The organism is Halalkalibaculum sp. DA3122 (assembly GCF_043951865.1).
GTDB lineage: Bacteria > Bacteroidota > Rhodothermia > Balneolales > Balneolaceae > JAMQKA01.
Window position 1 is genome coordinate 1 of the sequence record NZ_JBINJF010000048.1, and the last position, 15,158, is coordinate 15,158.

A 15,158-nucleotide genomic window follows, 5' to 3' on the forward strand; every position below is an offset into this window, starting at 1 on the left:
CTTGCCTCCCGGCCGTCTTTACTTCGTCATCTGCTTCGCAGAATGACGGGTCGCACTATGCGATTATCTGTCTGTCTCATTACGGAAAAGAACAAAAAACATCGCCTTGAATTCCTGGAAAAACTTTTAATGCTTTACCCTTCATCCAAGGCGATGCAATGATAAGGGATTATTAAGTACGTGTCAATAAATATCTGAACTTTTTTGAAATAATTGACAGTACACAAGACCTAAATACTTCTGCTATCTACTCCTCCTCATCAGATACTTCAGGGGAGGCATCGTTGCTTTCATCTAAATCTTTTTTCGGATCCTCTTTTACCTCATCCTGCTTTTTATTTACTTCTTCCTTCTTATCACCCTGTGCCGAATCAGTAGTAGCAGGAGTGGGCTTATTCGACTTGCCGGCACGCCTGGTTCGTTTTTTACTCGAACTCTGTTCCGGCTTCACATCATTATAGTCGACAAGTTCAATTACAGCCTGTTCAGCGCCATCTCCTTTGCGATAGCCGGCTTTGATAACCCTTGTATAGCCACCCGGCCGATCCAGCGCCTTTTGAGCAACCTCCTCAAAGAGATGAGAGACCGCTTCCTTATCTTGTAGCTTGGAAAAAACCTGACGCCGGTTGTGCGAGGTATCCTCTTTAGCCCGGGTAATAATGGGTTCAACATACTTTCTGAGCTCTTTGGCCTTTGAAAGTGTGGTCACAATTCGATGATTCTTTATTAGGGCCACAGACAACGCCTGCAGTGTCGCTTTCCTGTGCGGTACATCACGACCTAACCGTTTACCTCTAACTAAATGTCGCATTATTTATAAAATTTCCTTGTTACTTATCCAGATATTTTGATGTATCCATGCCGAAGTGAAGGTTTTTATCTTCAATAACCTCTACGAGTTCAGCCAGTGATTTTTTCCCAAAATTGCGAAATTTTAGAAGATCCTGTTCATCCCGTTCAACCAACTCGCCTATGGTATTAATATTAGCTGATTTAAGGCAATTATATGAGCGTACACTCAAATTCAAATCCTCGATACTCGTTTTCAGCAGGTTGGTAATGCGTTGCTTCTCCGCATCTACCTCCTCTTCCTCCTGTGTAAACGGCTCTTCGATCTTCTCAGTGATAAACCGTTCAATATGTTCACTTAAAATTTTACCTGCAATGGTAAGGGCTTCCTTCGCATTTATAGATCCATCGGTGGTTACATTCATTATCAGCTTTTCATAATCGGTACGCTGACCTACGCGAACATTTTCCACATCATATTGTACTTGTTTAATCGGGGTGTATATCGCATCGATAGGAATTAAATTCACATCATCTTCGCTATCAATATTTTGCTCCTCAGAAGGAACATATCCCCGGCCCCGGCCCACTTTCAATTCTATTTCGAGGTCGGCATCTTCGGCGCAGTGAGCGATGACCTGTTCAGTGTTCAATACATCAAACTCAGCAGTTGCATCATCAATATCCTGTGCGGTAAATACCCCTTCACCGCTTTTCGAGACATGAATAACCCCGCTGCTTTGCTCTTCCGACTTAAACCGGACTTCTTTCAAATTCAGGATAATTTCATAAACATCCTCCTTAACTCCCTGAATGCTGGAATATTCATGTTCAACACCATTAATCTTAACCGCATTAATGGCAATTCCAGGCAGTGAAGAAAGAAGAATGCGACGAAAGGAGTTTCCTATTGTGACACCAAATCCCCGTTCCAGCGGTTGAAGAATAAATGTACCAAAAGTGTCATTAGATTCTTCAACCTCGAGGGCTTCTGGCATTTGAATGCTATAATTACTCATAATAGGGTCAATACTTTTAGTATTATCAAAAAATTACTTGGAATAAAGCTCAACGATCAGCTGTACATTGATATTTTCAGGAATCTCCTCAAGAGAGGGATAATTCAAAAATTTTCCTGATTTTTCTTTCTTATCAATTTCAAGCCATTTGTACTTACTAGTCGGGCTATGTGCCAGGGCATCTTCAATGATCTCAAGATTACGTGATTTGGGTCTCACCGAAACCACATCCCCGGCTTTCATTTGATAGGAGGGTATATTAACCAGTTCTCCATTTACAGCAATATGTTTATGGCTGACCAGCTGCCGGGCCTGGCGTCTCGTTCGGGCCATACCCAACCGATACACCGTATTGTCGAGCCGGCTTTCAAGGTACTGCAGGAGAATTTCTCCAGTTACCCCATCTTTTGCATTAGCTTTCTCAAAAAGATTTGAAAACTGTTTCTCAAGTAGCCCGTATGTGTACTTCGCTTTCTGCTTTTCTTCAAGTTGAATCGCATATTCCGATTTTCTGGAATATCGTGAACGTCCGTGTTCACCGGGTCCGTAAGGCTTTCGTTCCAAAGCCTTGCTTGGTCCGAAAATCGGCTCTCTGAATCTACGTGCTTTCTTCTGTTTGGGACCTCTGTATCGTGCCATAAATTTATTCCGTAAACTATACTGATTTTATCAATTAAACTCGACGACGTTTTGGGGGGCGGCAACCGTTGTGGGGAATCGGCGTACGGTCTTTTATTGTTGTGATCTCCAATCCGCTTGTGGCAAGTGCCCGAATAGCAGACTCGCGCCCGGAACCGGGGCCTTTCACAAAAACTTCGACCCTGCGCAGCCCCATTTCATAGGCAGCGGTAGCCGCAGTTTCCGCACTTAGCTGGGCGGCATACGGTGTATTTTTTCGCGATCCCTTGAACCCCTCCTTACCTGCAGACGACCAAGATAGTGCATTACCATCGGCATCGGTTACAGTAACAATCACGTTATTGAAAGTAGCCTTGATAAAGGCCATTCCGTTAGGATCTGAGATCTGCTTTTTTCGTTTCTTTTTAGCTGAAGGTCGTTGTCGCTTTGCCATGTTTTATCAAATATTAAACTATTACTACTTGGGAGCTTTTTTCTTACCTGCAACGGTTCTGCGTTTCCCCTTGCGGGTACGCGCATTCGTTTGGGTACGCTGGCCCCGCACGGGAAGCCCCTTCCGGTGGCGACTTCCGCGATAGGAACCAATCTCAATCAATCGACGAATATTCTGGTTGACCTCTGTACGCAAAGCACCTTCAACCTTGTATTCACTGTCGATTTTCTTTCTCAGATCGGCAACCTGTTCTTCGGTCCAATCTACTACCTTGGTATCATGGTCGATCTCCAGCTCATCCAATATGTCCTGAGCGGTTGATCGGCCGATACCGTAAATATAGGTAAGAGCAATGACTCCGCGTTTTTCTTTGGGTAAGTCAATTCCAGCAATTCGTGCCATAAATCTAATCCGGTTTTACCCTTGCCGCTGCTTGTGGCGAGGATTCTTCTTGTTAATTACATATACGCGTCCATTTCTTCTTACGATTTTATCGTCTGGACTTCGCTTCTTAACAGATGACTTGGTTTTCATAGTACTACTAACTACGTTTTTAATTCAACTTCTACTTATATCGATACGTAATACGTCCTTTTGAAAGGTCGTATGGCGACATCTCCACGGCAACACGATCGCCGGGAAGAATCTTTATATAGTGCATTCTCATTTTGCCCGAGACATGCGCTAATATTTCATGTCCGTTATCCAGTTCTACCCTGAACTGGGCATTGGGCAATGCCTCAATAATTTCTCCGTCTTGTTTAATCGGCTCTTCTTTAGCCATGAATTCCTACTGGTATTCGATTTTTGGTTATCTCTCTAATATAATCAAACGTACTTAGAATTTCAGCCTTTCCTTCGCGCACTACAATATCATGTTCGTAATGGGCCGCGATGCTGTTGTCCGCGGTCACGACCGTCCACCCATCATCCTGGGTTTCCACTTTCCAGCTGCCCATTGTCACCATGGGCTCAATTGCCAGTGTCATTCCTGATCGCAGCCGTTCGCCCCTGTTCGCCCTTCCAAAATTGGGCACTGAGGGATCTTCATGAAGCGACTTTCCGAGGCCATGACCGACTAGATCGCGTACAATTCCAAAGCCTTCCGCCTCACAATGGCGCTGAATCGCGTTGGAGATATCCCCAACCTTGTTTCCATGAACGGCCTGCTCAATTCCCTTTGTAAGAGATTCCAGGGTTGTTGAAAGTAATTTGAGTGTTTCCTTATCGCACTCACCGACAGCAAATGTATATGCATGATCTCCAAAAAAGCCATCCTTTTCGACGCCACAGTCGATGGAGACGATATCGCCCTCTTCCAGCACGCGCGATTCGCTGGGAATTCCATGCACCACCTCTTCATTAATGGAGATACACAAGGTGGCGGGGAATTCATTCCCTTTGGGTCCATACCCTTTAAAGGCGGGGCGACCGTTATGCTTCTTCATAAACTCTTCGCCGATCTGATCGAGCTTGGCAGTCGTAACACCCGGCTCTATATGTTTGGCCACTTCAGCCAGTGTTCGTGAAACCAGCTGGGCGCTTTCCCGCATTTTCTCAATTTCCGACTCACTTTTCAGGAAAATCATCCTGCCCGGCGCCTTCCTTTAATTTTGCCTGATTTCATAAATCCGTCATAATGACGCATCATCAGGTGGCTCTCAATTTGCTGCAGGGTATCTATAGCTACACCTACAATAATTAACAGGCTCGTCCCCCCATAAAACATCGCAAATCCGGGGGTGACACCCAGCTGAGCCGCGAAGGCCGGCATAATAGCGATAAATCCTAAAAATATGGATCCGGGCAGTGTTACTTTGGTCAAAATATTGTCAATGAATTCTACCGTTTGTTTTCCAGGTCGTACGCCGGGAATAAATCCACCCTGCCGTTTCATCGTATCAGCCATCTCCTGGGGGTTGACAGTAATGGCCGTATAGAAATATGTAAAGAACACACAGATAATAAAGAAGATGATCGAATAGGTTACTCCTGTAAAATCTGATGACCAGGCCGTCAACATCTGAACGGTTGCGTTGTTCGGGAAAAAGGTGCCGATAGTACTTGGAATAAACATGATGGATTGTGCAAAAATAATCGGCATCACTCCTGCCGCATTCACTTTGAGCGGCAAATACTGGGTGGTTCCTCCATACACCTTTCGTCCGACAACCCGCTTGGCATACTGTACCGGAATTTTACGTACACCCTGTGTCAACAGCACACAGAAGGCGATTACCAGCAACAAGGCTGCAATCTCAACAATGAATATAATCAAGTTGCTCTTGGTTGTGAACTCGTTAACCACATTGGTTGGCAGTGCTGCAATAATACCAACCATGATGATAATGGATATACCGTTTCCTATTCCCCGGTCCGATATTCGCTCCCCCAGCCACATTACAAACGTGGTTCCGGCGGTAAGTATAATCATTGAAGTCAGCACAAATGTAATATTACTGACAACAATAGCATCCGGCGAAGTAGCCATCAGGTTGATTGAAAAACCGATAGATTGTACAAGAGTAATACCCACGGTTCCGTAACGGGTCAACCGGTTGATTTTACGGCGCCCTTCTTCTCCCTCGCGCTGTAACTTCTGGAAGTAGGGTACGACCGCCCCCATCAGCTGGATAATAATTGCAGCGGTAATATAGGGCATAATCCCAAGTGCAAATACACCCGCTCTGGCAAAGGCTCCACCAACAAACATATCAAAAAGCCCCATCAGGCTGGATGCATTGCCTGTTTGTTGCGTTAGCTGTGATGCATCCACACCGGGCAGCGTTACATAACTCCCGATCCGATACACCATGAGGATACCGAGCACATATAAAATGCGATCACGGAGATCCTCAATCTTAAATATATTTCGAAAGTTTTCGACTATGCTCATTAGCTGCTGTTGATCTCGTAGGTTAAATTAATTTTCAACGATCGTAACTGATCCGCCGGCCTTTTCAATTTTCTCCCTGGCCGACTTGCTGGCAGCATGTACTTCAATGTCCACAGATGTTTCTATCTCGCCCCGGCCAAGTAACTTGACCAGTTCGCCTTTACCAATGATACCGGCAGCCCGAAGATCTTCAACCGTTATCGTCTCTTCAAGCTTACCAAGCCCTATAAAACCGTCAAGGGTATCCACGTTCAGCGCTTCATACTCTGTACGAAACGGATTATTGAAACCCCATTTGGGAACACGGCGTTGCAGAGGCATCTGTCCACCCTCAAACCAGTTTTTTTGTTTATAACCGGTCCTGGACTTTTGGCCTTTATGTCCCCGGCCGACAGTATGGCCACCATGGCCTGAACCCTGGCCCCGACCAATGCGCTTCCTGTTCTTTTTGTTTGGTTCGGGCGCTTTAAGATTACTTAAATCCATAAGACTTCCGTATTAAATTCTTGTCGTTTTATCCTTCAAATACTTTTTCCAATGAAACTCCTCGGCGCTGGGCCACTTCAACCGGATCGACCAATCCTTTTAAGGCGTTATAGGTCGCTTTCACCATGTTGTGAGGATTAGAAGAACCAACTGATTTAGTCAGAATGTTCTTAACCCCTGCAATATCAAGCAACGCCTTCACGGGTCCACCCGCAATTACACCGGTACCTTCGGATGCAGGTCTGAGCAGTACTTCCCCCGCTCCCTCCTTGCCTGTAATGGTATGATAGATACTTCCGGTTCGGGTCATCGGTACTTTAATGAGATTCTTCTTCGCGTTATCAAACCCTTTTTGAATCGCATCTGAGACCTCGTTGGCCTTGCCCAATCCGTGCCCTACCACGCCATCCTTGTTACCTACCACAACAATGGCGTTGAAGCTGAACCGGCGCCCGCCTTTCACCACTTTGGAAACACGGTTAATATGGACCAGCTTCTCTTCCAGATTCAGATTAGCCGGGTTAATATTATGTCGTTTTTTAATCTTCTTTGGCATAATGATAAATCCTTTTTAAAAGTCTAAACCTGCTTCTCGTGCTCCTTCAGCCAGCGATTTGATTACGCCGTGGTATTTATACCCGCTCCGGTCGAAGACCACTTTTTCTACTCCTTTATCCCTGGCAATCTTTGCCAGGTGCTCTCCTACAACTCTGGCCCCTTCAGATTTTGTTTTATCCTCAAGCTCGGCTTTCAGCTCTTTGCTTTTGGTTGAAGAAGCCGCAAGGGTAACCTCTGAGAGGTCATCGATCAACTGAGCGTACACATGTTTGTTGCTTTTATATACACTCAATCGGGGACGTTCCGCCGTTCCACGGATTGTAGATCTAATACGGCGACGTATTTTGTTTCGACGTTCAGTTTTTTTCTTGTTCTTATCCATCGTTCAGTTTCTATGCACCTTTCGCGGCAGATTTACCAGCTTTTCGTCGAACCCATTCGTCTACATAACGTATACCCTTACCTTTGTAAGGCTCAGGCGGACGAAGGGATCGAATCTTGGCTGATACCTGACCGACCAGTTCTTTATTAATTCCAGATACGATGATTATCGGATTTTTCTTGGTTTTGGTATCTACTTCAATATCGATACCATCCGGGGGAACAAAATAGATGGGATGCGAAAATCCCAGGGTCAATTCCAGTACCCCACCGTTATAGGCGGCCCGGTAGCCAACACCAATAATCTCTAGTTTCTTTTGATACCCTTCCGTCACTCCGGTAATAATATTGCTGATCAGTGAACGGTATAACCCGTGCAGCGATCGTATTTCCTTGGCTTCGGAGCTACGGGTAACGATAATTTCATCATCCTGTTTTTCGACATTAATACTGGGATCGACCTTTACCGAGTCGCTACCCTTTTTGCCTTTAATGGTTACAACATTATCGGCATTAATGCTGAATTCAATATTGTCTTGTAATGAAATCGGTTGTTGTCCGATACGTGACATAATGCTTCAACTTTATTGATTAATAAACAGAGCAGAGTATTTCACCACCAACATGCAGTTTGCGGGCTTCCTTGTCGGTCATAACGCCCCGCGAAGTGGACAGTATAACCACGCCCAGCCCGTTCAAAGCCCGGGGGATACTGTCAGCATCGGTGTAATTGCGAAGTCCCGGCTTGGAAATCCGCTTCATATTTTTGATAACCGGTTGACCGTAGGGATCATACTTCAGAAACAGTCGTAACAACCCCTGTTTCCCGTCATCAATATTAATGTATCTCTGAATGTATCCTTTATCTAAAAGGATCTTAGTAATTGCACGCTTCAGTTTCGAGGCGGGAATGTCTACCCGACGATGCCCGGACTGCTGTGCATTGCGTATTCTTGCTAAATAATCTGCTACTGGATCAGACATAAATTTCTAAATTAGACTGTGTTACCAACTTGCCTTTCGTACACCAGGTATCTTGCCATCGAGGGCCAATTCTCGGAACTTAATCCGTGAGATACCATATTTGCGAATAAATCCGCGTGAACGTCCCGTTAAGCTGCAACGGTTGTTTTGTCGCGTGGGGCTTGAGTTCCGGGGCAGCTTTTGCAGCTCCTCCCATTTTCCCTCTTCCTTCAGCTTTTCACGCTTGTCTTTATACTTCTCGTAAAGTTCTTTACGCTTCTTGTTGCGAGCTATCCAAGCTTTTTTTGCCATAATATTAGGATGCTTTAGAATTTAATTTCGTTTGACAAAAGGCATTCCAAACCCTTTCAACAGGGCGTATGCTTCCTCATCCGTCTCGGCGGTGGTTACAAAGGTGATATCCAGCCCGTGCACCTTGTCTACATTATCGGTGTTAATTTCGGGGAATATCGTATGTTCCCTGATACCGAGGGTATAGTTGCCTCTCCCGTCAAAACTCTTGTCGGGAACGCCCTGAAAATCGCGTGTTCGCGGTAATGCAAGGTTAATAAGGCGATCCAGGAACTCAAACATTATACGCTTGCGCAGCGTTACCTTGCAGCCTATCGGCATTCCCTGGCGGAGTTTAAAGTTAGAGATCGATTTCTTTGAGCGTGTTTTCACCGGTTGCTGTCCCGTTATTTTCGCTACGTTATCAACAACGGTATCGAGCACTTTTTCATTCTCAACAGCATCCCCTACGCCCGAGTTAACCACGATCTTCACGAGCTTCGGTACAGCCATAATATTTTCGTACCCAAAATCTTCCTTGAGCTTCGGTATAATTTCTTCTTTGTATACAGTTTGTAATCTTGCTTCTGCCATTACTATCTAACACTCTTAGTTGTCAATGATTTCTCCAGTCGTCTTTGCGTATCGGACCCAGCGACCTCCGCCATCTTCCTCAATCCGTTTTCGGCCGATCCGGGTGGGTTCTCCCGAATTGGGGTCAATTACCATCACATTCGAAATGTGAATCGGGGATTCTCGCTCAATGCGTCCACCCTGTGGATTTTGCTGACTGGGTTTGTCGTGATGTACCCGCATATTGATTCCCTCAACAAGTACACGATCTTTTTTCGGGAAAACAGCCAACACGCGGCCTTCTTTACCCTTGTCATTGCCGGCAATGACTTTAACATCATCACCCTTTTTGACATGTAATTTCTTTTTTTTGCTAGGCATAATTGAACAAATTTTTAAAGTACTTCAGGAGCAAGTGAAACGATACGCATAAAGTTGCGTTCTCGAAGTTCCCGGGCTACCGGACCAAATATCCGTGTACCGACCGGTTCATTCTCCTTGTTAATAATGACTGCTGCATTCTCATCAAATTTAATGTAGCTGCCGTCACGTCTTCTGAGCTCTTTCTTTGTACGAACGACAACAGCATTCACAACCTCTCCCTTCTTGACATTACCGCCGGGTATGGCTGTTTTCACAGAGCATGAAATCAGATCGCCCACGCGGGCATACCTCTTGCGGGAATCCCCCAAAACCTTGATACACTGCAGTTTTCGGGCACCGCTGTTGTCAGCTACATTTAATACTGTTTGAATCTGTACCATCGTTGCTTCCTAAGAAATATTTTTAAGCTGAATAAATAGCATGACCACCTATTCAGAGCAATCAGTTCAACCTGTTAGTTTATTTGGCGCGTTCAAGAATTTCTACCAGACGCCAGGTTTTTCGTTTTGAAAGCGGTCGTGTCGACATAATATGCACCTTGTCGCCAACCTTGGCTTCATTGCTTTCATCATGGGCCATATATTTCGTCGTTTTGGTGATAAATTTCCCGTAAATAGGGTGTTTCACCTGACGATCGACGGCTACCGTGATACTTTTATCCATACTGTCGCTTACAACGCGACCGGTTCGTTCTCTTCGTTGTGCTCGTTCTGTCTGTGCCATAAATCTCTTCCTTACTCAGTATCTTCTGATCGGGATTCGTCATTTTCCATTTCATGGATAACCGTTTTTAAGCGGGCAATTTCACGCCTGGTCATCCTGATCCGTGCCGGGTTTTCGAGTTGCCCTGCAACAGCTTTGTTAAACTCCATGTCCTTAAGTGCTTCCTGCTCATCATTTAGACGAGCCTTGAGCTCCGTCACAGTCAGATCTCTCATTTCATGTGCTTTCATACTCAATACAATCTTTTTAATTAAGGTCCGTCGTAATCTCGGCGAACAATAAATTTCGTTTTGATGGGAAGTTTGTGAGAAGCCCGGCGAAATGCTTCATGAGCCCGTGCTTCAGAAACCCCCGTTATCTCAAACAATATTCGTCCCGGTTTTACCACGGCTACATATTTCTCAACCGCGCCCTTGCCCTTACCCATGCGCGTTTCAGCGGGCTGAGCCGTCTTGGGCATATCGGGAAAGATCCGAATCCATGTTTGTCCGTCGCGCTGTAGCGTTCGCGCAATGGTGATACGACAGGATTCTATCTGCCTCGAAGTAACATATTTAGATTCGAGCGCTTTCAGCCCGAAGTCGCCGAATGCGAGCGTATGCCCCCGTTGGGCATTCCCTTTTAGGCTTCTGCGGTGTTGGCGGCGCCGTTTTACCTGCTTTGGTTCTAACATAACTCTGATTTCTGGTCAATTCCTAGTTATTACTTCTTCTACGCCTGTTGCGTCTGGAGCGGCGTTTGCCTCCTCCGCGGCGAGATCGCGATTGCTGCTCCTGTTGCTCATGAGCATCACCAGGAGTCAGCTCAATATCACCCAGGATTTCTCCCTTAAAGATCCAAACCGTCACTCCAATAGATCCGTAGATCGTATTTGCCGTTGACTTGTGATAATCGATATCGGCACGAAGCGTGTGCAGGGGAATACGACCCTCTTTGTATTGCTCGGTGCGTGCCATCTCTGCGCCGCCAAGCCGGCCTGCGCATCGAATCTTGATTCCCTCGGCACCCATACGCATGGCCGATGATATTGCTGTTTTCATCGCCCGCCGGAAAGAGATTCGGGCTTCCAGTTGTTGCGCAATATTCTGGGCAACCAGACTGGCGTCTGTCTCCGGCCGCTTAATCTCACTTACATTAATCTGTACTTCCTTGTTGGTAATCGCTTTCAGCTCCTCCCGAAGAAGTTCAATCTGTTCGCCACCCTTACCGATAATCACTCCCGGACGGCTGGTTTTTAGCGTAAGAAGAATCCGTTTAGGAGTTCGCTCAATAATTACGCGTGCCAAACCTCCATTGCGTAGTCGCGTATGAAGATACTCACGTAACTTTGTGTCTTCGTATAGAATTTCCGGCTCATTCTCTTCAGAATACCAGTTGGAATCCCAACCGCGAATAATACCGAGCCGTAAACCTACTGGATGTGTTTTTTGTCCCAAGGTATTTCCTGTCTTTATTCGTTAATCAATTCTTCTTCTTTGGTGCCAACAACCACCGTAATATGGCTCATCCTTTTACGTATTTGATGAGCCCGCCCCATCGGTGCCGGCTGAATGCGTTTCAGCGTTGGCCCTTCATCAACATAAATCTCCTTAATGTACAGCTCATTATTCTCGGGACGTATCTCCTGGAATTTATCCCGTGCGTTGGCTGCAGCAGATTTAATGACTTTGGCAACATGCGGAGAAGCTGCCTTCTTTATAAATTCAAGCTTCTTCAATGCTTTTGCCACGTTTTCACCACGGACGGCATCTACAACCAATCGTACTTTCCGGGGTGATTTCCGCAGGTACTTCTGTACTGCGCGTGCTTCGATGTTTGTGTCTTCGGCCATTGTTTAAATCCTATCGTTTAACTGCTTTTTCTGCTTTTTTGACCGGATGTCCCCGGAATGTGCGGGTAGGTGCAAATTCGCCTAGCTTGTGTCCTACCATGTTATCAGAAACGTACACCGGTATAAACTGCTTACCGTTGTGTACAGCAAATGTCAATCCCACAAAATCTGGTGTGATCATTGAGCTGCGCGACCAGGTCTTGATGACCTTCTTCTTGCCGCTTTCATTCATTTCATCAACTTTTCGCTGCAGCTTGTAGTATACGTAAGGTCCTTTGCGTAGTGATCTGGGCATGGTTCTTATCTCTTATTCTTGGATTTCTTACGGCTTCGTACGATGTACCGATCAGAAAGCTTCTTGCGTTTACGGGTCTTCTTCCCTTTTGAGGATTGACCCCAAGGAGATCTCGGATGGCCACCGGAGGCCTTGCCTTCTCCACCACCCATCGGGTGATCAATCGGGTTCATTGCCACCCCGCGGGTTTGAGGCCGCTTGCCTTTCCAGCGGTTTCGTCCAGCCTTGCCGAGCGTAGCATTAAAATGATCAGGATTGCTGGTCGTTCCAACCGTGGCATAACATGTGCCAAGGATCATACGAACTTCGCCCGACGGTAGCTTGACCGTGACGTAACGATCAGACTTCGCCACCATCTGTGCCTGTGTTCCTGCACTCCGGCACAACTGCCCGCCCTGACCGGGATGGAGTTCAATGTTGTAAATAAATGTACCCGGTGGCATATTTTTCATCGGAAGTGCATTACCCACATCGGGCTCTACATTCTCTCCGCTTATGACGGTCTGACCGACCTCAACACCCTGTGGCGCAATAATATACCGCTTTTCGCCATCCGCATATGCCAGCAACGCAATACGTGCCGAACGATTCGGATCATATTCAATAGTCTGCACTTTTGCCGGTATATCGGTTTTATCACGTTTAAAATCGATTTGGCGGTAGCGCCGTTTATGGCCGCCACCCCGATGACGCGAAGTCATTCGACCTTGCTTGTTACGGCCGCTGCTGCGCTTTATACCTTTCACCAGGCGTTTCAGCCCGGGTTTGCTTACCGTGATGTCATCGAGCACAGGCGCATTCCGGTGCCGGGTGCCTGGCGTATTTGGTTTTATTTTCTTATTTGGCATGAATCTGGGCTGTCTTAAATTTCACTAAAAAAGTCAATTTCGCCTTCCTTCAACGTCACAATAGCTTTTTTCCAAACTTTTGAACGTCCTTCTACATATCCACTTCGAGTGAAGCGACCTTTGGGTTTGGAAGGCATTATCATGGTGTTGATCTTGCCTACCTTGACATCAGGATATCGCTGCTCTACAGCTCGCTTGATATCACTCTTTGATGCATACTTGTCAACAACAAAAGCATATTTACCGTCGAACTGATCCTTGGTAGACTTTTCGGTTATATAAGGTTGTTTAAGTACGTCTTTCATTCGGCAGCCTCCTTATTGGCTGTTGGTTCAACAGATTCTTGCAATTTTTCAACCGCTCCTTCTTCAATTACTAACGTATCGGCGTACATAATCTGATAGGTCGTGGGTTTGTCTGCCTCAAGCACTTCCACTTCCGGGATATTGCGGGCCGACTTGAAGAGATTCAGATTCGTATCCGCAGTTAGTATCAATATTTTTTTACCCTTCAATTCCAGTGCAGAAATAAGATCCGCAACCTTTCGGGTTTTGGGCTCTTCCAGATCAAAGCTCTCCACAACTCGGATGCCCTCTTCCGAGGCTTTCTGGGACAAGGCCGACTTTCTGGCCAGTCGCCGCATCTTTTTAGTCATCTTGACCTCATAAGAACGTGGACTGGGTCCATGCACGGTTCCCCCACCCTTCAACAGGGGAGAACGGATTGAACCACGCCGCGCCATTCCCGTACCCTTCTGCCTGTACGGTTTGCGACCACCGCCACGCACCTGAGCGCGCTCCTTGGTATTTGAGGTACCCTGGCGCTGATGAGCCAGATATCGACGCACATCTTCATATACGACGGTTTCATTCGGCTCAATGCCAAAAATCGAATCCCGCAGGTCAACCTCTCCGCTGCCCTGCTCTCCGTCTTTATTGAATACTGATAATTTCATTTGGTCGATCTGTTACTATCGGTTATAAATTTCAACGATTCTCCCGTTGGGTCCGGGAACAGAACCCGTGACCAGCATCATATTAGATTCAGGCAGAATCTTGGCAATGGTTAAGTTCTTGATCTTTGTTCGGTTATTTCCCGACCGACCGGCCATCTTTATTCCCTTGAACACGCGAGCGGGATCGGATGCCTGACCGATTGAACCCGGATGTCGCTGCCGGTCATGCTGCCCGTGGGTAGCTTCTCCAACCCCGGAGAATCCGTGCCGTTTGACAACGCCGGTAAAACCCCGGCCCTTGGAAATCCCTACAACATCAACACTATCGCCAACAGTAAAAACATCCTCGATCTTAAGGGTATCCCCAAGTTCAAATCCTTCTGTATCGAAATCCCTGAACTCTTTTACATATTTCTTTGGAGAGGCCCCCGCTTTCCGGAAATGGCCCAATACCTGCTGGCTGACGCTTTTTTCCTTCTTATCAAACGCAGCAAGCTGCAATGCCTTGTACCCATCGTTCTCTTCTGTTTTAATCTGGGTAACAACACAAGGGTCAACCTCAATGACGGTAACGGCGAAGTTTCTGCCGTTCTCATCATACATATTGGTCATTCCTACTTTTTTACCTATTAAACCACTCATTGTGTTATCTATCTAGGCGTTTACACTTTAATTTCTACATCCACACCGGAAGGCAACTCCAGCTTCATCAATGCATCAACGGTTTGAGAGCCGGTGGAAAGAATATCGATCAGTCGCTTGTGCGAGCGATATTCAAACTGTTCACGAGATTTTTTATTCACGTGGACAGACCGGTTGACCGTAATGATGTTTTTCTTGGTCGGCAGTGGTATCGGTCCCGACACCACTGCTCCTGTTGACTTTACAGTCTGGATAATCTTTTCCGCCGATTTATCGATCAGATTGTGATCGTACGACTTTAACTTTATTCGGATCTTTTGCTGAGTAGCCACTATATAATTCCTACTCTTTTAGAGTTATTCAATAATTTTGCTAACCACGCCGGCCCCGACGGTGCGCCCGCCCTCGCGGATCGCAAATCGAAGCCCCTCTTCCATCGCCACCGGCTGGAT

The 15,158-nt window shown here is 46.2% G+C and carries 29 protein-coding genes and 1 pseudogene; all 30 read right to left on the bottom strand.

Annotated features, from left to right (window positions below; genetic code table 11):
- Positions 1 to 247: 247 nt before the first annotated feature.
- Positions 248 to 811: a 50S ribosomal protein L17 gene (gene rplQ / locus ACG2F4_RS18165; protein ID WP_395262335.1), complete on the bottom strand. Its 564-nt coding sequence runs from the start codon at positions 809 to 811 to the stop codon at positions 248 to 250.
- Positions 812 to 830: 19 nt separating this feature from the next.
- Positions 831 to 1,808 carry a DNA-directed RNA polymerase subunit alpha gene (locus tag ACG2F4_RS18170; RefSeq protein WP_395262336.1) on the bottom strand — a complete coding sequence of 326 codons (978 nt, stop codon included), beginning with the start codon at positions 1,806 to 1,808 and terminating at the stop codon, positions 831 to 833.
- Positions 1,809 to 1,841: 33 nt separating this feature from the next.
- Positions 1,842 to 2,447 (bottom strand): 30S ribosomal protein S4, encoded by a 606-nt coding sequence (gene rpsD, locus ACG2F4_RS18175; RefSeq protein ID WP_395262337.1) that lies wholly within the window; start codon positions 2,445 to 2,447, stop codon positions 1,842 to 1,844.
- Positions 2,448 to 2,481: 34 nt separating this feature from the next.
- A complete protein-coding gene (rpsK, locus tag ACG2F4_RS18180) occupies positions 2,482 to 2,880 on the bottom strand; it encodes a 30S ribosomal protein S11 (protein WP_395262338.1) in 399 nt (132 codons plus the stop codon).
- Positions 2,881 to 2,904: 24 nt separating this feature from the next.
- A complete protein-coding gene (gene rpsM, locus ACG2F4_RS18185) occupies positions 2,905 to 3,282 on the bottom strand; it encodes a 30S ribosomal protein S13 (protein WP_395262340.1) in 378 nt (125 codons plus the stop codon).
- A gap of 15 nt (positions 3,283 to 3,297) precedes the next feature.
- Positions 3,298 to 3,414 (bottom strand): 50S ribosomal protein L36, encoded by a 117-nt coding sequence (rpmJ, locus tag ACG2F4_RS18190; protein ID WP_310688685.1) that lies wholly within the window; start codon positions 3,412 to 3,414, stop codon positions 3,298 to 3,300.
- 31 nt (positions 3,415 to 3,445) lie between these two features.
- Positions 3,446 to 3,664 carry a translation initiation factor IF-1 gene (infA, locus tag ACG2F4_RS18195; RefSeq protein ID WP_165143897.1) on the bottom strand — a complete coding sequence of 73 codons (219 nt, stop codon included), beginning with the start codon at positions 3,662 to 3,664 and terminating at the stop codon, positions 3,446 to 3,448.
- Positions 3,657 to 4,469: a type I methionyl aminopeptidase gene (gene map / locus ACG2F4_RS18200; protein ID WP_395262341.1), complete on the bottom strand. Its 813-nt coding sequence runs from the start codon at positions 4,467 to 4,469 to the stop codon at positions 3,657 to 3,659. The genes infA and map overlap by 8 nt, the downstream gene beginning before the upstream one ends.
- Positions 4,466 to 5,776 carry a preprotein translocase subunit SecY gene (secY, locus tag ACG2F4_RS18205; RefSeq protein ID WP_395262342.1) on the bottom strand — a complete coding sequence of 437 codons (1,311 nt, stop codon included), beginning with the start codon at positions 5,774 to 5,776 and terminating at the stop codon, positions 4,466 to 4,468. Before secY ends, map begins: the two co-directional genes overlap by 4 nt.
- Positions 5,777 to 5,803: 27 nt before the next feature.
- Complete coding sequence (gene rplO / locus ACG2F4_RS18210; protein WP_395262344.1) at positions 5,804 to 6,262, bottom strand: 50S ribosomal protein L15; 459 nt, start codon at positions 6,260 to 6,262, stop codon at positions 5,804 to 5,806.
- Positions 6,263 to 6,290: 28 nt separating this feature from the next.
- Complete coding sequence (gene rpsE, locus ACG2F4_RS18215; RefSeq protein ID WP_395262345.1) at positions 6,291 to 6,818, bottom strand: 30S ribosomal protein S5; 528 nt, start codon at positions 6,816 to 6,818, stop codon at positions 6,291 to 6,293.
- Positions 6,819 to 6,833: 15 nt separating this feature from the next.
- Complete coding sequence (gene rplR / locus ACG2F4_RS18220; protein ID WP_395262347.1) at positions 6,834 to 7,202, bottom strand: 50S ribosomal protein L18; 369 nt, start codon at positions 7,200 to 7,202, stop codon at positions 6,834 to 6,836.
- 10 nt (positions 7,203 to 7,212) lie between these two features.
- The gene (gene rplF / locus ACG2F4_RS18225) at positions 7,213 to 7,773 is read right to left on the bottom strand and encodes a 50S ribosomal protein L6 (RefSeq protein WP_395262349.1); all 561 of its coding nucleotides are present in this window, start codon (positions 7,771 to 7,773) and stop codon (positions 7,213 to 7,215) included.
- 19 nt (positions 7,774 to 7,792) lie between these two features.
- Positions 7,793 to 8,185: a 30S ribosomal protein S8 gene (gene rpsH, locus ACG2F4_RS18230; RefSeq protein ID WP_395262351.1), complete on the bottom strand. Its 393-nt coding sequence runs from the start codon at positions 8,183 to 8,185 to the stop codon at positions 7,793 to 7,795.
- 21 nt (positions 8,186 to 8,206) lie between these two features.
- Entirely contained in the window at positions 8,207 to 8,476 is a 270-nt protein-coding gene (gene rpsN, locus ACG2F4_RS18235) for a 30S ribosomal protein S14 (RefSeq protein WP_395262353.1), read from the bottom strand.
- Positions 8,477 to 8,497: 21 nt separating this feature from the next.
- Complete coding sequence (gene rplE, locus ACG2F4_RS18240; RefSeq protein WP_395262355.1) at positions 8,498 to 9,049, bottom strand: 50S ribosomal protein L5; 552 nt, start codon at positions 9,047 to 9,049, stop codon at positions 8,498 to 8,500.
- Positions 9,050 to 9,064: 15 nt separating this feature from the next.
- Positions 9,065 to 9,409 (bottom strand): 50S ribosomal protein L24, encoded by a 345-nt coding sequence (gene rplX / locus ACG2F4_RS18245; protein ID WP_395262357.1) that lies wholly within the window; start codon positions 9,407 to 9,409, stop codon positions 9,065 to 9,067.
- A gap of 14 nt (positions 9,410 to 9,423) precedes the next feature.
- A complete protein-coding gene (gene rplN, locus ACG2F4_RS18250; RefSeq protein WP_395262359.1) occupies positions 9,424 to 9,792 on the bottom strand; it encodes a 50S ribosomal protein L14 in 369 nt (122 codons plus the stop codon).
- Between the two features lie 79 nt (positions 9,793 to 9,871).
- Positions 9,872 to 10,135 carry a 30S ribosomal protein S17 gene (gene rpsQ / locus ACG2F4_RS18255; protein ID WP_395262361.1) on the bottom strand — a complete coding sequence of 88 codons (264 nt, stop codon included), beginning with the start codon at positions 10,133 to 10,135 and terminating at the stop codon, positions 9,872 to 9,874.
- Between the two features lie 11 nt (positions 10,136 to 10,146).
- Complete coding sequence (rpmC, locus tag ACG2F4_RS18260) at positions 10,147 to 10,365, bottom strand: 50S ribosomal protein L29 (RefSeq protein WP_395262363.1); 219 nt, start codon at positions 10,363 to 10,365, stop codon at positions 10,147 to 10,149.
- A 20-nt stretch (positions 10,366 to 10,385) separates the two neighbouring features.
- Positions 10,386 to 10,808: a 50S ribosomal protein L16 gene (rplP, locus tag ACG2F4_RS18265; protein ID WP_395262365.1), complete on the bottom strand. Its 423-nt coding sequence runs from the start codon at positions 10,806 to 10,808 to the stop codon at positions 10,386 to 10,388.
- 22 nt (positions 10,809 to 10,830) lie between these two features.
- Positions 10,831 to 11,571 carry a 30S ribosomal protein S3 gene (gene rpsC, locus ACG2F4_RS18270; RefSeq protein WP_395262367.1) on the bottom strand — a complete coding sequence of 247 codons (741 nt, stop codon included), beginning with the start codon at positions 11,569 to 11,571 and terminating at the stop codon, positions 10,831 to 10,833.
- A 14-nt stretch (positions 11,572 to 11,585) separates the two neighbouring features.
- Positions 11,586 to 11,966 carry a 50S ribosomal protein L22 gene (gene rplV / locus ACG2F4_RS18275; RefSeq protein ID WP_395262369.1) on the bottom strand — a complete coding sequence of 127 codons (381 nt, stop codon included), beginning with the start codon at positions 11,964 to 11,966 and terminating at the stop codon, positions 11,586 to 11,588.
- Between the two features lie 10 nt (positions 11,967 to 11,976).
- Positions 11,977 to 12,261, bottom strand: a complete 285-nt coding sequence (rpsS, locus tag ACG2F4_RS18280; protein WP_395262371.1) for a 30S ribosomal protein S19 — start codon at positions 12,259 to 12,261, stop codon at positions 11,977 to 11,979.
- A gap of 5 nt (positions 12,262 to 12,266) precedes the next feature.
- Positions 12,267 to 13,109 (bottom strand): 50S ribosomal protein L2, encoded by an 843-nt coding sequence (gene rplB, locus ACG2F4_RS18285; RefSeq protein ID WP_395262373.1) that lies wholly within the window; start codon positions 13,107 to 13,109, stop codon positions 12,267 to 12,269.
- Positions 13,110 to 13,123: 14 nt separating this feature from the next.
- Positions 13,124 to 13,414, bottom strand: coding sequence for a 50S ribosomal protein L23 (rplW, locus tag ACG2F4_RS18290; RefSeq protein WP_395262375.1), 291 nt, complete (start codon positions 13,412 to 13,414; stop codon positions 13,124 to 13,126).
- Positions 13,411 to 14,064 (bottom strand): 50S ribosomal protein L4, encoded by a 654-nt coding sequence (rplD, locus tag ACG2F4_RS18295; protein WP_395262377.1) that lies wholly within the window; start codon positions 14,062 to 14,064, stop codon positions 13,411 to 13,413. Before rplD ends, rplW begins: the two co-directional genes overlap by 4 nt.
- A 15-nt stretch (positions 14,065 to 14,079) precedes the next feature.
- A complete protein-coding gene (gene rplC, locus ACG2F4_RS18300) occupies positions 14,080 to 14,706 on the bottom strand; it encodes a 50S ribosomal protein L3 (RefSeq protein WP_395262379.1) in 627 nt (208 codons plus the stop codon).
- A gap of 20 nt (positions 14,707 to 14,726) precedes the next feature.
- Positions 14,727 to 15,038: a 30S ribosomal protein S10 gene (rpsJ, locus tag ACG2F4_RS18305; RefSeq protein WP_165143918.1), complete on the bottom strand. Its 312-nt coding sequence runs from the start codon at positions 15,036 to 15,038 to the stop codon at positions 14,727 to 14,729.
- A gap of 24 nt (positions 15,039 to 15,062) precedes the next feature.
- Positions 15,063 to 15,158 (bottom strand): annotated as a pseudogene (locus ACG2F4_RS18310) (elongation factor Tu); the annotation flags it as partial.

Bases quoted from the DNA above. Each gene is read 5' to 3' on its own strand.
- rplQ (WP_395262335.1), bottom strand. From the start codon at position 811: ATGCGACATTTAGTTAGAGGTAAACGGTTAGGTCGTGATGTACCGCAC.
- ACG2F4_RS18170 (WP_395262336.1), bottom strand. From the start codon at position 1,808: ATGAGTAATTATAGCATTCAAATGCCAGAAGCCCTCGAGGTTGAAGAA.
- rpsD (WP_395262337.1), bottom strand. From the start codon at position 2,447: ATGGCACGATACAGAGGTCCCAAACAGAAGAAAGCACGTAGATTCAGA.
- rpsK (WP_395262338.1), bottom strand. From the start codon at position 2,880: ATGGCAAAGCGACAACGACCTTCAGCTAAAAAGAAACGAAAAAAGCAG.
- rpsM (WP_395262340.1), bottom strand. From the start codon at position 3,282: ATGGCACGAATTGCTGGAATTGACTTACCCAAAGAAAAACGCGGAGTC.
- rpmJ (WP_310688685.1), bottom strand. From the start codon at position 3,414: ATGAAAACCAAGTCATCTGTTAAGAAGCGAAGTCCAGACGATAAAATC.
- infA (WP_165143897.1), bottom strand. From the start codon at position 3,664: ATGGCTAAAGAAGAGCCGATTAAACAAGACGGAGAAATTATTGAGGCA.
- map (WP_395262341.1), bottom strand. From the start codon at position 4,469: ATGATTTTCCTGAAAAGTGAGTCGGAAATTGAGAAAATGCGGGAAAGC.
- secY (WP_395262342.1), bottom strand. From the start codon at position 5,776: ATGAGCATAGTCGAAAACTTTCGAAATATATTTAAGATTGAGGATCTC.
- rplO (WP_395262344.1), bottom strand. From the start codon at position 6,262: ATGGATTTAAGTAATCTTAAAGCGCCCGAACCAAACAAAAAGAACAGG.
- rpsE (WP_395262345.1), bottom strand. From the start codon at position 6,818: ATGCCAAAGAAGATTAAAAAACGACATAATATTAACCCGGCTAATCTG.
- rplR (WP_395262347.1), bottom strand. From the start codon at position 7,202: ATGGATAAGAACAAGAAAAAAACTGAACGTCGAAACAAAATACGTCGC.
- rplF (WP_395262349.1), bottom strand. From the start codon at position 7,773: ATGTCACGTATCGGACAACAACCGATTTCATTACAAGACAATATTGAA.
- rpsH (WP_395262351.1), bottom strand. From the start codon at position 8,185: ATGTCTGATCCAGTAGCAGATTATTTAGCAAGAATACGCAATGCACAG.
- rpsN (WP_395262353.1), bottom strand. From the start codon at position 8,476: ATGGCAAAAAAAGCTTGGATAGCTCGCAACAAGAAGCGTAAAGAACTT.
- rplE (WP_395262355.1), bottom strand. From the start codon at position 9,049: ATGGCAGAAGCAAGATTACAAACTGTATACAAAGAAGAAATTATACCG.
- rplX (WP_395262357.1), bottom strand. From the start codon at position 9,409: ATGCCTAGCAAAAAAAAGAAATTACATGTCAAAAAGGGTGATGATGTT.
- rplN (WP_395262359.1), bottom strand. From the start codon at position 9,792: ATGGTACAGATTCAAACAGTATTAAATGTAGCTGACAACAGCGGTGCC.
- rpsQ (WP_395262361.1), bottom strand. From the start codon at position 10,135: ATGGCACAGACAGAACGAGCACAACGAAGAGAACGAACCGGTCGCGTT.
- rpmC (WP_395262363.1), bottom strand. From the start codon at position 10,365: ATGAAAGCACATGAAATGAGAGATCTGACTGTGACGGAGCTCAAGGCT.
- rplP (WP_395262365.1), bottom strand. From the start codon at position 10,808: ATGTTAGAACCAAAGCAGGTAAAACGGCGCCGCCAACACCGCAGAAGC.
- rplV (WP_395262369.1), bottom strand. From the start codon at position 11,966: ATGGCCGAAGACACAAACATCGAAGCACGCGCAGTACAGAAGTACCTG.
- rpsS (WP_395262371.1), bottom strand. From the start codon at position 12,261: ATGCCCAGATCACTACGCAAAGGACCTTACGTATACTACAAGCTGCAG.
- rplB (WP_395262373.1), bottom strand. From the start codon at position 13,109: ATGCCAAATAAGAAAATAAAACCAAATACGCCAGGCACCCGGCACCGG.
- rplW (WP_395262375.1), bottom strand. From the start codon at position 13,414: ATGAAAGACGTACTTAAACAACCTTATATAACCGAAAAGTCTACCAAG.
- rplD (WP_395262377.1), bottom strand. From the start codon at position 14,064: ATGAAATTATCAGTATTCAATAAAGACGGAGAGCAGGGCAGCGGAGAG.
- rplC (WP_395262379.1), bottom strand. From the start codon at position 14,706: ATGAGTGGTTTAATAGGTAAAAAAGTAGGAATGACCAATATGTATGAT.